This is a genomic window from Chitinophaga niabensis, assembly GCF_039545795.1.
Classification (GTDB): Bacteria; Bacteroidota; Bacteroidia; order Chitinophagales; family Chitinophagaceae; genus Chitinophaga; species Chitinophaga niabensis_B.
This window is the reverse complement of sequence record NZ_CP154260.1, coordinates 5,943,676-5,956,754: the sequence shown is the minus strand read 5'-3', so window position 1 is coordinate 5,956,754 and position 13,079 is coordinate 5,943,676. Positions and strand designations below refer to the sequence as shown.

The window sequence follows — 13,079 nt, the reverse complement described above, 5'->3', positions numbered from 1 at the left end:
CATTAAATTCTTCTATTATGCAAGCCATTGTTTGTACGCTGCTGCTGGCAGTGTTCCCGGCATATTATTTTATGCCCGATCCCATTCCTGCACGATATGATGTGCTGATCCATGAAATCCTCGCAGATCCTTCTCCCACAGTGGGTTTACCGGAGTACGAATTCATTGAATTAAAGAATGTTTCTGCTGTTGCGGTGAACCTGGGCGGCTGGGTGTTAAGAGATAGCAGCCAGGCCATTACCCTCCCTGCGTTTATTTTGCAGCCGGATAGCCTGGTGGTGATCTGCTCCCGCACAGCGCTTCCTTTTTTCTCTCCTGCCATTGCTACCGGTAGTTTTCTTTCCCTGGGAAACGAGGGCGAACGATTATCCCTTTATGATAAAAGCGGGCGATTGATCCATACAGTGGATTATCATAAAGACTGGTATGCAGGCAGCATTAAAGAAAATGGCGGATGGAGCCTGGAAATGACAGATACCCGGTGGCCCTGTGCAGGAAGCGAAAACTGGAAAGCTTCCACAGCTGCGTTGGGAGGTACACCTGGAAAGAATAATGCTGTGGCCGGTACTATTAAAGAACCGCCTTTACCGGAATTATTAAGGGTAACGGTTACTGACCCGCTGCATCTGCAATTACATTTTTCCGGTATAATCGATAGTTTGTCTGCCGTGCGGGCCCTTGATCATTTTAAAAGTATTGCGGTACATTATAATATAGTATCTGTTGAATTAAACGCTCCATTGGAAAAAGGGCAGATCTATTCACTGCAAACCAACCGCATTACGGATTGCAATAACCGCGAAATATCCCAACCGGCGCCGGTTGCATATGCACTTCCAGAAAAGGCAGATAGCTTCGGCCTGATCATTAATGAAGTATTATTTGATCCGCCCGCCGGAACTGCTGATTTTGCGGAGATCTATAACCGCAGTAATAAAGCCATTGATCTACAGAACCTGTACTTTGCCTCACTTCATCCGGATGGTGCTATCAAACAACCCGTGCTGCTGGTAAAAGGCCCCTTCTTATTATTACCGGGGGAATTCCTGGCTTTTTCAACAGACCTCCCGGCCCTGTGCCGTTCTTATTCCTGCAAGGGTAAATTACAGGCCATCCCTGCTTTGCCCACTTTGCCGGATGATGAAGGCACCCTCTTATTAATGGAGGGGGATGGAGGGATCATTGACATACTTCATTATAAACGTACCTGGCATCTGAGCATTTTACCCGGTACCAAGGGGATTTCGCTGGAAAGGGTACAGGCGGATGGGCATACGCAGGATCCGGGAAACTGGCATTCAGCTGCTGCCACGGCTGGTTTTGCCACACCAGGATATGTAAATTCCCAGCAAATGGTTGCCGGTAGTGCTGTTGAAGGGTTCAGGCTTGTTTCTGGTGTGTTCAGTCCTAATAACGATGGGTACCAGGACATTGCTCAACTGCAATGGGAACTTCCTCTTCCGGGATATGTGGCAGAGGTGATGGCATTTGATGCGGAAGGCCGTGCTGTGCGGCATCTGGCCAGGAATCAGCTGTTGGGGAACAGGGGAAATATTAACTGGGATGGACTTTCGGATACCGGGGAGGTGGTAAGGCCGGGAATCTATGTTATCTTTGTACGGATTTTTAATATGCAAGGAAGGATAAATACCCTGAAACTCCCGCTGGTATTGGCCGGCACCCCATAAATCCGGGTATTTTCGGGAGAATTGACAATTGTCAGCGTGATATCTATTGCTAATTTTTTATATTTGCCGTTCTTAAAAATGAATTCATGCAGTACAGAGAAATTGTTGCAGTCACCGGTTTAGGCGGTTTATTTCAATTGCTGGCCAGCAAACAGGATGGCGCTATTGTAAGATCGCTGGAAGACAAGAGCACACGCTTCGTTTCTTCCCGGGTACATAATTTTACCCCATTGGAGAGCATTGAAGTATTCACTACAGGCGATAATGTGAACCTGGCAGCTGTTTTCCAGGCTATGCTGGATAAGGAAGCGAAATTTCCGCTTGCAGATGCGAAAGCAGATAACCAGACCGTAAAAGCTTATTTTAAAAACGTGTTCCCTGAATTTGATGAGGACCGTGTTTATGTAAGTGATATGAAGAAGATGGTAAAATGGTATGCCATCCTCAAAACCAATGACCTGCTGAAGTTTGAAGAAGAGACGGAAGAAGTGGAAGCAGCGGAAGAAACAGCAGCTCCGGTAGAGGAAGCCAAACCAAAAGCAAAGGCCAAAAAAGAAGCGGCTGCTGAAGAAGCGCCTGCAGAAGAGAAAGCTGCTCCTAAAAAGAAAGCACCTGCTAAGAAAGCAGCGGCTGCTGATGCAGAGGGAGAAGAGAAAAAGCCAAAAGTGGCAGCTAAAAAGAAGAAAACGGAAGAGTAATCCTCTGCCCGTCCAGGATAAAAAGATCCAAGTCCCTTTACCGGATTTGGATCTTTTTTTTGTGTGGCTATGTTTAGCTATTTTTATAAATAACGAATAATTGAAAGAATCATGCAAACTGCTCATATTTCCGCACCGCCCAGGCATTTCTTACCAGCTGATTTTACGGTAACAACATGGGACGCATTACAACCTTATTTTGAAGCACTGCAAAACAGGCCGCTGCAGAGTGTTTCCGACCTGGAACAATGGCTGGCAGATATCAGTGAAGTGGAAGCTGTGATCAGCGAAGACGCCTGCTGGCGGCAGATCCGCATGACGCGCGACACGGCTAACAAAGCATATGAAGAAGCCTTTACTTATTTCTGCATGGAGATACAGCCTAAACTGCAACCTTATGCAGATGCGCTGAACCGTAAACTCCTGGCCAGTGAATTCAAAGATCAGCTGGACCAGCAGTTGTATTTTACCTATCTCCGCAATGTGCAGAAACAGGTGAAACTTTTCCATGAAAAGAATGTGCCCATCCAGGCAGAACTTAGTGTGATGGCACAGCAGTATGGTGTGATCTCAGGGTCAATGACCATAGAGGTGAATGGACAGGAATATACTTTGCAACAGGCAGCTAAGTTCCTGGAGAACCCTGACCGTGCATTAAGAGAAGAAGTATTTACCAAAACGGCCGCCCGCCGTTTGAAAGATAAAGAAAAGCTGGACGAGCTGTATTCCACGCTGGTAGGCAAACGGCACGAAATAGCATTGAATGCCGGTTTCGCGAATTACCGCGATTACAAGTTTGAAGAACTGGGGCGTTTTGAATATACCAAGGAAGATTGCTTCCAGTTCCATGCAGCGGTGAAAGAACACATCCTGCCACTGGTGAAACAATCCCTGGAAAGGCAAAAGGCAAAACTGGGATTAGATACACTGAAACCATGGGACAGTGATGCAGAGCCATTGGGCACCAAACCGCTGGAGCCATTCAAAAGCGGGGAGGAAATGATCGGCAAATCTATTGAATGTTTTACGCAACTGCGTCCTTTCTTTGGAGAGTGCCTGCAGGTGATGAAAGACATGGGCCGCCTCGATCTGGACAGCCGTAAGAATAAAGCACCGGGCGGATATAACTGTCCACTTGCAGAAACCGGCGTGCCTTTCATTTTCATGAATGCGGCAGGGCAAATGAAAGACCTGACCACCATGGTACATGAAGGCGGGCATGCTATTCATTCCTTCCTGAGCCATCATCTTTCCCTCAGTGCCTTTAAGGAATACCCCATGGAGATTGCGGAAGTGGCCAGCATGAGCATGGAACTGTTCAGTATGGACCATTGGGATATTTTCTTCGATAACCCGGATGAATTGCGCCGTGCCAAATTGCAACAACTGGAACGTGCTATCACCATCTTCCCCTGGATAGCGATCATTGACAAATTCCAGCACTGGATCTACGAACATCCGCAACATACTGTAGCAGAACGTACGGCAGAGTGGGTAAAGATCATGGATGAATTCTCTCCCGGCAATATTGACTGGAGCGGACATGAAACCTACCGCGCCAACAACTGGCAAAGGCAACTGCATTTGTTTGAAGTACCGTTCTATTATATTGAATATGGCATTGCTCAATTAGGTGCCATTGCCATGTGGAAGCAGTACAAGGAAAATCCCAAACAGGCGCTGGACAATTATGAGAAAGCGCTGGGCCTTGGTTATACAAAAACTTTGAGAGAGCTATATACGGCTGCGGGGATCAAATTTGATTTCTCTCCTGCATACGTAAAAGAGCTGGCGGGTTTTGTACAACAGGAAATAGATAAGATCGTATGATGAAATACATCACGTTCATTTTATTGGCATGCATTAGTGCTCTTTCTGTGGCTGCACAGAAAGAGCCTGCCCTTGCCAGGTCAATGGACAGTGTACATATAGTAGATCAAGCCATCAGGAAGTTATTCAGCTCATCCTCGGATATTGATTCTATTGCAAAAGCAAGGAATATTTCAGTGGCCGAGGTATACAATGTGTTATCCGCAGAGATGGTGCGGATCGATTCCGCTAATATGCGTTTTACAGATTCTGTAATTAAGATCTACGGTTATCCGGGGAAAAGCCTTGTTGGAGAGAACGCCAGTTATGCTGCCTGGAGTGTGATACAGCATTCCAACAGAATAGATGAATTCATGCCTTTGCTGAAAGATGCGGCAGACAAGGGGGAATTGGATTTCCACTTTTATGCGATGACGCTGGACCGGCAACTGATGTACAAACGCCAGGAGCAGATCTATGGCACGCAGGGTAGTATGGTAACACTTAAAAACGGAGAAAAAGGGATGATCATTTGGCCCATCAAGGATCCGGAAGGGGTGGACGAACGCAGGAGAAAAGCCGGCTTCACTTCTACCGTTAAAGAGAATGCGGCCAGGATGCGCATCGACTATAAAGTATACAAACTATCTGACCTGAGCGAACCCGTAAAAAAGCCCTAGCCCTTATTTACATTCTTTACATACCCCGCTTACCACTACTTCCACATTATGCAGTGCATAACCTTTGGGCAGTGAAATAACCGGAATATCTGTTTCTTCCAGGCAGGAGGTATTACCACACTCTTCGCAACGGAAGTGAACATGGTGATCGTGGTGTTCATGTTCTTTACATTCCGATTTGCAGATGGCATATCGTACGGAGGTATCTGTAGTAGGTATTTTATGTACAATCCCTTTATCCAGGAAGGTTTGCAGGGTACGGTAAATGGTAACCCTGTCGAACGACTTACCGCTCAGCTTCTCAAAATCCGCATGTTCCAGTGCACCGTTACTTTTCAAAAAGAGCTCCAGGATCTTTACACGCGTATCCGTAATACTCAGGTTACTGGAGCGCAACAACTGCACGATGAGTTCTTTGTGTTTTGCAGCCATGTGAATCAATTTATTCATGCATCAGCTGATCAATTTCTTTGATCAGCTTCTCAATATCTTTATCTTTTGTTCCTTCATATAAACCCCTGATCTGGCCATCACCGTCTACCAGTGCAAACCACTGGGTGTGAATGAAATCATCTTCACCGGTAAATTTTCCATCATCTACGAGGTAACTTTCGCGGGCCAGTTTGTACAGGTGCCTTTTATCACCCGTTAAAAAAAGCCAGTTCTTTACATCCGCACCATGTTTATCAGCATAGGCCTTTAATACAGGTATGGAATCGTAATCAGGATCAGATGTATGGGAGAGGATGAGGAAGTTTGGGTTATCCTTATACTTTGCATACACTTTCTCCATGTTCTTATTCATCACAGGGCAGATATTCGTACAGGTAGTAAAGAAGTATTCCGCCACGTAGATCTTTCCTTTTACATTGTCCTGCGTGATGGTCTTTCCATCCTGGTTGGTCAGTTTGAAACCCTGTACCGTGTGGCCGGGTGTTCCCAGCACCGGGAGTTTTTCCTTTCCGAAGAATTCACCGGTACCTTCTTTGATCATCAGTCCTGCAAATCCCATGAACCCTACGCTCAGCAATACAAAAAAGGAGATATAAAAGATCGCTTTCTTAGACATATCAATTCCGTCTTAAATCTAATATACAAAGGTAGCACAGTTTCACCACATCACCATTTACTTGCCAATGAGTACGGCATCGTCCAGATTATAATATAATTCGTAAATGTTTTTCTCATTGAGCCTTAATCTACCCTGGAAGCGAACATAATCATCCGTTTCAAAAGCCGGTTTGCCGGATTTGAACTTGAGGGTCATGATAGTTTCAGGGCCGGCACCTCCGCAAAAGAAGCAGGAACTGTTGGGATTGGCGGAAAGTACATACATGCCGCCTTTGGCATCTACGGGTATTACATAACCGCTGATGCTGATATTCTTTCCATGCATGGCTTTAATGGTGCGGGAGAAAGAAGGGTACAACATGGGCATCTGCATCTTTTCATCCCATTTACGGTCGAAGATCACATCGGAGAGTTGTTTCCAGGTGACTTTTTTCACAGCAGTATCCTCGGGATAGGTGACGGTGGACATCGGTAAGCTTTCCATGTTAGCCTGTTGCCTGAACCTCAGTACCTGGCTCAGGTAACTGTTCCCGTGTTTGCAGTATTGTGAGATATTGGAGCAGGAAACCAGCAGAAAAGCGATGGCTACCACTAATATTCTTTCTATTTTAAGCATTGGCCAGTGTTTTAGAGATATTTAACCGGAAAGCCCGGATGGCGGGGAAAAGTGCGGCCAGCAAACAGGCGGCCAGGATGGCAATACCTGTGAGCATATCTGCCGGCGTGATCTTCCATGCGCCTGAGAAATTTAAATGATAATGTGAAAATACTTCCTGTTGCAGGAACCATCCGCTTAACCTGCTCAGCAAAAAGCCGCCGAGGATCCCCGTTATTCCTAGTATAGCTGCTTCCGCTAAAACCAGGCCCAGGAGTTTTCCTCTTCCGTAACCCATGCTGCGTAAAAGTGCCAGTTCATATCTGCGTTCATGGGTTCCCTGCACCAGCATCACAAAGATACTACAGGTTGCGAGTGCAGCCAACAGCCATCCGAGAATGCGCAACACGGCGGTGCCTGAGCCCATCAATGATTGTAAGCGGTTGATCTCTATTGCCGGAACTGCCGCCTGCATATTGGTGTTTTCATTTACCATGCGGGGCATTTGCAATTGGGCTAAAGGGCTTTTGAATTTGATGAGCACGGCAGTGATCTGTTGTTTGACCGCTTCATGATCTTCGTGTTCTTCATGGTGTGTTTCATGGATCTCCCAAACACTTTGTAAGGATGTAAGGATCAATTGATCTACAGAGAGCCCGGTAGGCGGAAGGATACCTGTTACTATATAACTATGCTCTTCATGTACATGCCCCTTTTCTCCGAGGCCATGTGTTCCCGCAAATTTACTGCCGATCTTCAGCTGGCTGCGTTGAGCTACTGTGGCGCCTACTACTACTTCCATGGCTTTGGAGAATACTTTACCGGAAACAGGTTGCAGGTTATATTTTTTGAGATAAGCGTCCGTTGTTCCAATAATGCGGTAGCCCATGTAGGAATCTCCCAGTGAAACGGGAATAGCGGATTCCACCAGGGGATGCTGCATAAAACGTTGTGCTTCTTCCAGGTAGATGTTTCCCGTAGGGGCGTCAATGTTATATACGCTGGACAGGATCAGTTGGAGCGGACTGCCTTTGGCACCCAGCACCATATCCACGCCATCGATCTGTTTTTCCAGTTGTTCTTTTGCCTGACGGCTTAAAGTTATCAGCAGCAATAATACCGCAGTACTGCAGGCCAGTAGCAACCAGCACAACACTGCGTATAAAGGCTTGTGTAAAAGATTTTTGAAAGCAATGCGCAGGATCATGACAGTGTAATATGGTTGGCAAAAAGTTGTTTCAGGCGGTTATCGTGCGTAACGATCAGCAATGCTGCTTTTTGTTCCGCAGCCTGTGCTGCCAGCAGTTTTGCGACAGCTATGCAATTCTCGTCATCCAAACTGGCGGTAGGTTCATCTGCCAGTAATAATTGCGGGGATTGTATCAAAGCACGGGTGATAGATGCACGTTGCTGTTCTCCCTGGCTGAGTTGTGCCGGTTTTTTATGTAGTAACGATTGTATGCCCAGTTTTTGGGAAATCTCCATCAACCTGTCTTTGCCGGCAAGCAAGAGGTTTTCCTGCACAGAGAGCGCTGCAATAAAGTGAGACTGTTGATAGATGATGCCAATGTGTTTTCCCCGGAAAGCATCCATGGCTCCGGGCTTTAATGATTGTATAGCAGTTCCGGCAACCTGCACCTCTCCGCCGGAAGGTTTCAATAAACCTGCGAGGAGATGCAGCAGTGTGGTTTTTCCAACCCCTGAACCTCCTGTGATCAACAATACATTTCCTTCCGTACATTCCAAGTCCGGAAACCGCAGGGTGCGGCCATTGGGATATGCATAAGCAAGATTCCTGGTGTATAACATATTTCTTTAATTAAAAGCAACAAAGTTGCATTCAGCTACTTGTAAGTGGCTAAGATACCCATCCCATCTAATATTTTCACATAAAGTTATGGTTAATTGCAACAAAGTTGCAAAAACATCTTAGATTTGTTCTCCACAAAATAATTTTTACGATGCGGATCAATCTTTTCTCCAAATGGAACCTCGATGCACTGGGCATTGGCGCTTCTCTTATCTGTGCAGTACACTGTGTGTTATTACCGCTGCTGATTGCGGGTCTGCCACTTCTGGGGCTGGAAGTGCTGGAAAATGAAAAACTGGAATATGCGCTGCTGGGTTTTTCTTTCCTTGTTGGTTATTCTGCTTTGTTCAGGGGTTACCGGAAACATCACCGGCATGCCAGGCCACTGGTACTTTTCTCGTTTGGCTATGTGGCATTGCTGGCGGGGCATTTCCTGGCGCCGGAAAGCTGGGAGCCATTTGTGATCATTTTCGGCGCAGGATTGATTGTATGGGCACATCTGCAAAACCTGAAAGAGTGCAAGAGCTGTAAGGTTTGTCAGCACGGGCCTTCAAACGATCATTTATGAAAAAGAAACTTCCTGTTACTGTACTGAGTGGTTTTTTAGGGGCAGGCAAAACAACCTTGCTGAATCACATCCTGCATAACAAAGAGCAGCTGCGTGTTGCCGTGATCGTGAATGATATGAGTGAAGTAAATATCGATGCACAATTAGTGCGTAATGAAAATGTACTGCATCATACAGAAGAAAAACTGGTGGAGATGAGCAATGGCTGTATCTGCTGCACCTTACGTGAAGATCTGTTGCAGGAAGTGCAGCGCCTTGCAGCAGAAGACCGTTTCGATTACCTGCTGATTGAATCCAGCGGTATCTCAGAACCACTACCGGTTGCGCAGACCTTTACTTATCAGGATGATCAGCTGGGTATTGACCTCAGTGCATTCAGCACGCTGGATACCCTGGTAACGGTTGTAGATGCCTTTAATTTTCATCGTGATTTTTCCAGCCGGGAAATGGTGCCGGATGACACTCGTACAATCGTTAACCTGCTCACAGAACAGGTTGAATTTGCGAATGTGATCATTCTCAACAAATGCGACCTGGTTACAGCAGCAGAACGGGATGCCATGAAAGCTTTGCTGCGGAAATTCAATGCAGATGCAAGGATCATTGAAGCAGAAAGGTCTGTTGTGCCATTGCAGGAGATCCTGCATACCCAATTATTTGATTTCGAAACCACTTCCCGCAGTGCTGGCTGGATAGCAGAACTGGAAAAGGAACATATCCCTGAAACGGAAGAATATGGCATCAGCTCTTTTGTATACCGCAGCCGTGCTCCTTTTCATCCTGAACGCTTTTGGCACTACATTCAGCATCAATGGCCTGCGGGCGTGATCCGCAGCAAAGGGTTATGCTGGATCGCATCCAGATCAGACATTGCTATTAACTGGAGCCAGGCGGGAGCATCTTTAATGGCAGACAGGGCAGGGCTTTGGTGGTGTGCTATCCCCAAAGAAAAGTGGCAGTTGGATGCAACTACTGCTGCATTCATTGAACAGCGATGGCATCCCATTTTTGCAGACCGGCATAATGAATTGGTGATCATTGGGCAGGATCTTAGAAAAGATGTGATCACGCAGGAACTGGATGCCTGTTTATGTAATGACCTGGAAATCAAAGACTGGGTGTACGGAAAACCGTTTAACGACCCGTTTCCAAGCCTTTAATTTAGACTAGGCTAAAAATAAGTTTAGACAAATATGGATTTGAATTTTAAATTTGCCATATGACCTACAAGTTTATCCTAACTATATTGCTGTTCCAGGCAACCGAAATATTTGCGCAAGGACGTTTAAAAGGAACGATCACATCAGAAGATAAACCAGTGCCATTTGCAAGCATCGGCTTTAAAGACTTAAAACAGGGTGTTGTTACAAACGAAACGGGGGAATTTGATCTGAAAGGTATTGCACCCGGCAGGCATATTTTGCAGGTAAGCGCTGTAGGATATATTACGTATGTACAACCGGTACAGATCAAAGCTTCCGGTATCACAGAAACTACTATCCGTTTAACACCCACTTCTTCCAACTTGAATGAAGTAGTGGTAAGTGGTACATTAAGGGCAGTTTCCAAAGCGGAAAGCCCTGTGCCCGTAGAAGTATACTCCCCTGTATTCTTTAAAAGGAATCCTACTCCCAGTATTTTTGATGCACTGCAAAATGTGAATGGCGTACGCCCGCAGTTGAACTGTAATGTGTGCAATACCGGGGATATTCATATCAACGGACTGGAAGGGCCTTACACCATGGTGATGATTGACGGTATGCCTATTGTGAGTGCATTATCTACTGTGTATGGGTTATCAGGTATTCCTAACAGCCTGGTGGAAAGAGTGGAGATCGTAAAGGGGCCTGCTTCTACACTATATGGTTCTGAAGCAGTGGCCGGCCTTATTAATATTATCACCAAATCTCCTAACACAGCGCCTAAATTCACAGCAGATGTGATGGCCACCGGTTGGCAGGAGTACAGTGTAGACCTTGGCCTGCGTGTGAATGCAGGAAAGAAAGCACAGGCATTATTAGGGGTGAACTATTTTAACTATCAGCATCCTATTGATAAAAATGGAGATGGTTTCACGGATGTAACATTGCAACACCGCATCTCTGTTTTTAATAAATGGAACTTCTCCCGCAAGAACAACAGGGTAGCAACCATCGCAGCGCGTTATTTTTATGAAGACAGATGGGGTGGCGAAACGCGATGGAATAAACACTGGAGGGGAACGGACAGCGTCTATGGCGAAAGTATTTTTACCAGTCGTGCTGAAGTGATCGGGCAATACCAATTGCCTACGAAGGAGCATATGATGCTGCAGGGATCTTTCAACTATCATGATCAGAATTCTGTATACGGTAAAACGGTATTCCTGGCACAGCAAACAATTTCTTTTGCGCAGCTTACCTGGGATAAGGAAGTAGGTAAACATAACCTGTTGGCTGGTTTGCCGGTGCGCTATACTTTTTATGATGATAATACCGTAGTGACTGCTTTGAAAGAAGGAGCCTCCACAAAAAATAAACCGGAGCGCACTTTTCTGCCAGGACTGTTCTTACAGGATGAACTGAGGTTTAACAGCAGCCATACTTTATTACTGGGCATGCGTTATGATCATAACTCCATTCATGGTAACATTTTCACACCACGCCTGGCTTACAAATGGACGCCCAACTATCGCAATGTACTGAGATTGAATGCGGGTACAGGTTACAGGGTGGTATCCATTTTCACGGAAGACCATGCCGCGCTGACAGGTGCAAGGGAAGTGGTGATCCAGTCTTCCCTGAAACCGGAAAAGAGCCTGAATGTGAACCTGAACTATACCAAGAAGATACCTTTGAACAATGCTTTCCTGACCCTGGACGGTACTGCCTTCTATACTTACTTTTCCAATAAGATCCTGCCGAATTACGACAAACCGGATACCATCTTATATGACAACCTGAAGGGTCATGCTATTTCGAAAGGGTTTAGCCTGAATGCAGACCTGATGTTTAACTTCCCCCTGAAACTGATAGCGGGTGTAACGTTTGTGGATGTGTATGAGAAGAATGGAACGGAAAAGATACGGCCTAAGTTAACAGAGAAATTCTCCGGCACCTGGTCTGCTTCTTATTCTTTCCGCCGTTCCGGCATCAGTATAGACTATACGGGTAATATTTACGGGCCGATGTTATTGCCTTTACAAAGTGAATATGATCCGCGCCCTGCTACTTCTCCTTACTGGAGTATTCAGAATATTCAGCTGACGAAGAAGTTTAAGAAAGGCTGGGAGATCTATGGCGGGGTGAAGAACCTGTTGAACTATACACCGCCGAAGAATTCCATTGCACGGTCACATGATCCTTTTGATAAAAAGGTGGTATACAATCCGGATGGTACGGTGATGCCTACGGCAGAGAATCCTGACAGGCTTACTTTTGACCCCAGTTATGTGTTTGCACCCAATCAGGGGATCCGTGGATTCCTGGGTGTGCGGTTCACTAAATTATAAGCTGAATCCTACTTTGATACCCAGGTGTATGCTGGGTAAAACATTCACCAGTTCCGTCTGGTCTGCATTAACGGAATTACCAACGAGCGTATAGTTGGTGTAGTTATATACTTTGCTGCGGATGCCTATGCCCAGGTAAGGATCGAGGATAAATTTATCCCGCTTTACCTGGCGGCCCAGTAGTAACTGGATGCCATATACATTTTTATCCCCTTCATTTTTATAGACCTGGCCATTGAGTAGCTGGTCTTCATTGGGGTAGAATACTTTCTTATAAAATAATACGGGTTCAAAGTAAGTGCCCCTGGCGGTGTTCTCAGAAGTCTGGCGGAAGAGATACCATTTCATACCGGCCCGGAATCCTAATCCACGGCCTTCCACATATTGTTCTGTACTTAGGCCGGGTTTTCTTTGGCCAACATCTATCCTTTTCATGAAAACATAATCCGGGTAATCCGTATAGATACCGGATACGCCTAGTTCCAGGCTGAGTTTTTCCGTCAGGTCCTGTTCCAGGTAGATATCCAGCGAGCTGATGATCGTAGTTGGATTTACTTTCAGGTACGTGCGTTTACGGAATTTCTTTTCGGTTTCCTGGGCGTTGCTTGATAGGCAGATAGCGGAGAACAGCAGAACAAAGGGTAATATTCTTTTCATAACAACTGTAAGT

General features: G+C 45.8%; 13 protein-coding genes. 7 read left to right on the top strand and 6 right to left on the bottom strand.

The window, feature by feature from the left end; all coding sequences use genetic code 11:
* The first annotated feature begins 17 nt into the window (after positions 1–17).
* From AAHN97_RS23765 to AAHN97_RS23750, 4 genes are all read left to right on the top strand, one after another.
* A complete protein-coding gene (locus AAHN97_RS23765; RefSeq protein WP_343304599.1) occupies positions 18–1,688 on the top strand; it encodes a lamin tail domain-containing protein in 1,671 nt (556 codons plus the stop codon).
* Positions 1,689–1,774: 86 nt separating this feature from the next.
* Positions 1,775–2,386 (top strand): DUF5606 family protein, encoded by a 612-nt coding sequence (locus tag AAHN97_RS23760; protein ID WP_343304598.1) that lies wholly within the window; start codon positions 1,775–1,777, stop codon positions 2,384–2,386.
* Between the two features lie 111 nt (positions 2,387–2,497).
* Positions 2,498–4,216, top strand: a complete 1,719-nt coding sequence (locus tag AAHN97_RS23755; protein ID WP_343304597.1) for a M3 family oligoendopeptidase — start codon at positions 2,498–2,500, stop codon at positions 4,214–4,216.
* Complete coding sequence (locus AAHN97_RS23750; RefSeq protein ID WP_343304596.1) at positions 4,213–4,875, top strand: DUF6624 domain-containing protein; 663 nt, start codon at positions 4,213–4,215, stop codon at positions 4,873–4,875. The genes AAHN97_RS23755 and AAHN97_RS23750 overlap by 4 nt, the downstream gene beginning before the upstream one ends.
* Before the next feature lie 3 nt (positions 4,876–4,878).
* Here the strand turns inward: AAHN97_RS23750 and AAHN97_RS23745 are convergent, their stop codons facing one another.
* Genes AAHN97_RS23745 through AAHN97_RS23725 form a run of 5 tightly spaced genes read right to left on the bottom strand, consistent with a single transcriptional unit; the run spans position 4,879 to position 8,350 of the window.
* Entirely contained in the window at positions 4,879–5,307 is a 429-nt protein-coding gene (locus AAHN97_RS23745; protein WP_343304595.1) for a Fur family transcriptional regulator, read from the bottom strand.
* Positions 5,308–5,317: 10 nt separating this feature from the next.
* Positions 5,318–5,944, bottom strand: coding sequence for an SCO family protein (locus AAHN97_RS23740; RefSeq protein ID WP_074241814.1), 627 nt, complete (start codon positions 5,942–5,944; stop codon positions 5,318–5,320).
* Positions 5,945–6,001: 57 nt separating this feature from the next.
* Positions 6,002–6,562, bottom strand: coding sequence for a hypothetical protein (locus AAHN97_RS23735; RefSeq protein WP_343304594.1), 561 nt, complete (start codon positions 6,560–6,562; stop codon positions 6,002–6,004).
* Entirely contained in the window at positions 6,555–7,748 is a 1,194-nt protein-coding gene (locus AAHN97_RS23730; RefSeq protein ID WP_343304593.1) for an ABC transporter permease, read from the bottom strand. Before AAHN97_RS23730 ends, AAHN97_RS23735 begins: the two co-directional genes overlap by 8 nt.
* Positions 7,745–8,350 carry an ABC transporter ATP-binding protein gene (locus AAHN97_RS23725; protein ID WP_343304592.1) on the bottom strand — a complete coding sequence of 202 codons (606 nt, stop codon included), beginning with the start codon at positions 8,348–8,350 and terminating at the stop codon, positions 7,745–7,747. Before AAHN97_RS23725 ends, AAHN97_RS23730 begins: the two co-directional genes overlap by 4 nt.
* Positions 8,351–8,502: 152 nt before the next feature.
* Here AAHN97_RS23725 and AAHN97_RS23720 point away from each other — a divergent pair, with 152 nt between their 5' ends.
* The 3 genes from AAHN97_RS23720 to AAHN97_RS23710 are packed head-to-tail and all read left to right on the top strand — an operon-like array spanning position 8,503 to position 12,409.
* Positions 8,503–8,919, top strand: coding sequence for a MerC domain-containing protein (locus AAHN97_RS23720; protein WP_343304591.1), 417 nt, complete (start codon positions 8,503–8,505; stop codon positions 8,917–8,919).
* On the top strand, positions 8,916–10,079 hold the full coding sequence (locus AAHN97_RS23715; protein WP_343304590.1) for a GTP-binding protein: 1,164 nt from the start codon (positions 8,916–8,918) through the stop codon (positions 10,077–10,079). Before AAHN97_RS23720 ends, AAHN97_RS23715 begins: the two co-directional genes overlap by 4 nt.
* A gap of 59 nt (positions 10,080–10,138) precedes the next feature.
* Positions 10,139–12,409, top strand: coding sequence for a TonB-dependent receptor (locus AAHN97_RS23710; RefSeq protein WP_343304589.1), 2,271 nt, complete (start codon positions 10,139–10,141; stop codon positions 12,407–12,409).
* Here the strand turns inward: AAHN97_RS23710 and AAHN97_RS23705 are convergent.
* Complete coding sequence (locus tag AAHN97_RS23705) at positions 12,404–13,066, bottom strand: hypothetical protein (protein ID WP_074241820.1); 663 nt, start codon at positions 13,064–13,066, stop codon at positions 12,404–12,406. The two genes, AAHN97_RS23710 and AAHN97_RS23705, sit on opposite strands and share 6 nt — an antisense overlap.
* Between the last annotated feature and the right edge of the window lie 13 nt (positions 13,067–13,079).

What these genes read in the sequence shown, in the direction of transcription:
- AAHN97_RS23765 (WP_343304599.1), top strand. Translation starts at nt 18, where the DNA reads ATGCAAGCCATTGTTTGTACGCTGCTGCTGGCAGTGTTCCCGGCATAT.
- AAHN97_RS23760 (WP_343304598.1), top strand. Translation starts at nt 1,775, where the DNA reads ATGCAGTACAGAGAAATTGTTGCAGTCACCGGTTTAGGCGGTTTATTT.
- AAHN97_RS23755 (WP_343304597.1), top strand. Translation starts at nt 2,498, where the DNA reads ATGCAAACTGCTCATATTTCCGCACCGCCCAGGCATTTCTTACCAGCT.
- AAHN97_RS23750 (WP_343304596.1), top strand. Translation starts at nt 4,213, where the DNA reads ATGATGAAATACATCACGTTCATTTTATTGGCATGCATTAGTGCTCTT.
- AAHN97_RS23745 (WP_343304595.1), bottom strand. Translation starts at nt 5,307, where the DNA reads ATGGCTGCAAAACACAAAGAACTCATCGTGCAGTTGTTGCGCTCCAGT.
- AAHN97_RS23740 (WP_074241814.1), bottom strand. Translation starts at nt 5,944, where the DNA reads ATGTCTAAGAAAGCGATCTTTTATATCTCCTTTTTTGTATTGCTGAGC.
- AAHN97_RS23735 (WP_343304594.1), bottom strand. Translation starts at nt 6,562, where the DNA reads ATGCTTAAAATAGAAAGAATATTAGTGGTAGCCATCGCTTTTCTGCTG.
- AAHN97_RS23730 (WP_343304593.1), bottom strand. Translation starts at nt 7,748, where the DNA reads ATGATCCTGCGCATTGCTTTCAAAAATCTTTTACACAAGCCTTTATAC.
- AAHN97_RS23725 (WP_343304592.1), bottom strand. Translation starts at nt 8,350, where the DNA reads ATGTTATACACCAGGAATCTTGCTTATGCATATCCCAATGGCCGCACC.
- AAHN97_RS23720 (WP_343304591.1), top strand. Translation starts at nt 8,503, where the DNA reads ATGCGGATCAATCTTTTCTCCAAATGGAACCTCGATGCACTGGGCATT.
- AAHN97_RS23715 (WP_343304590.1), top strand. Translation starts at nt 8,916, where the DNA reads ATGAAAAAGAAACTTCCTGTTACTGTACTGAGTGGTTTTTTAGGGGCA.
- AAHN97_RS23710 (WP_343304589.1), top strand. Translation starts at nt 10,139, where the DNA reads ATGACCTACAAGTTTATCCTAACTATATTGCTGTTCCAGGCAACCGAA.
- AAHN97_RS23705 (WP_074241820.1), bottom strand. Translation starts at nt 13,066, where the DNA reads ATGAAAAGAATATTACCCTTTGTTCTGCTGTTCTCCGCTATCTGCCTA.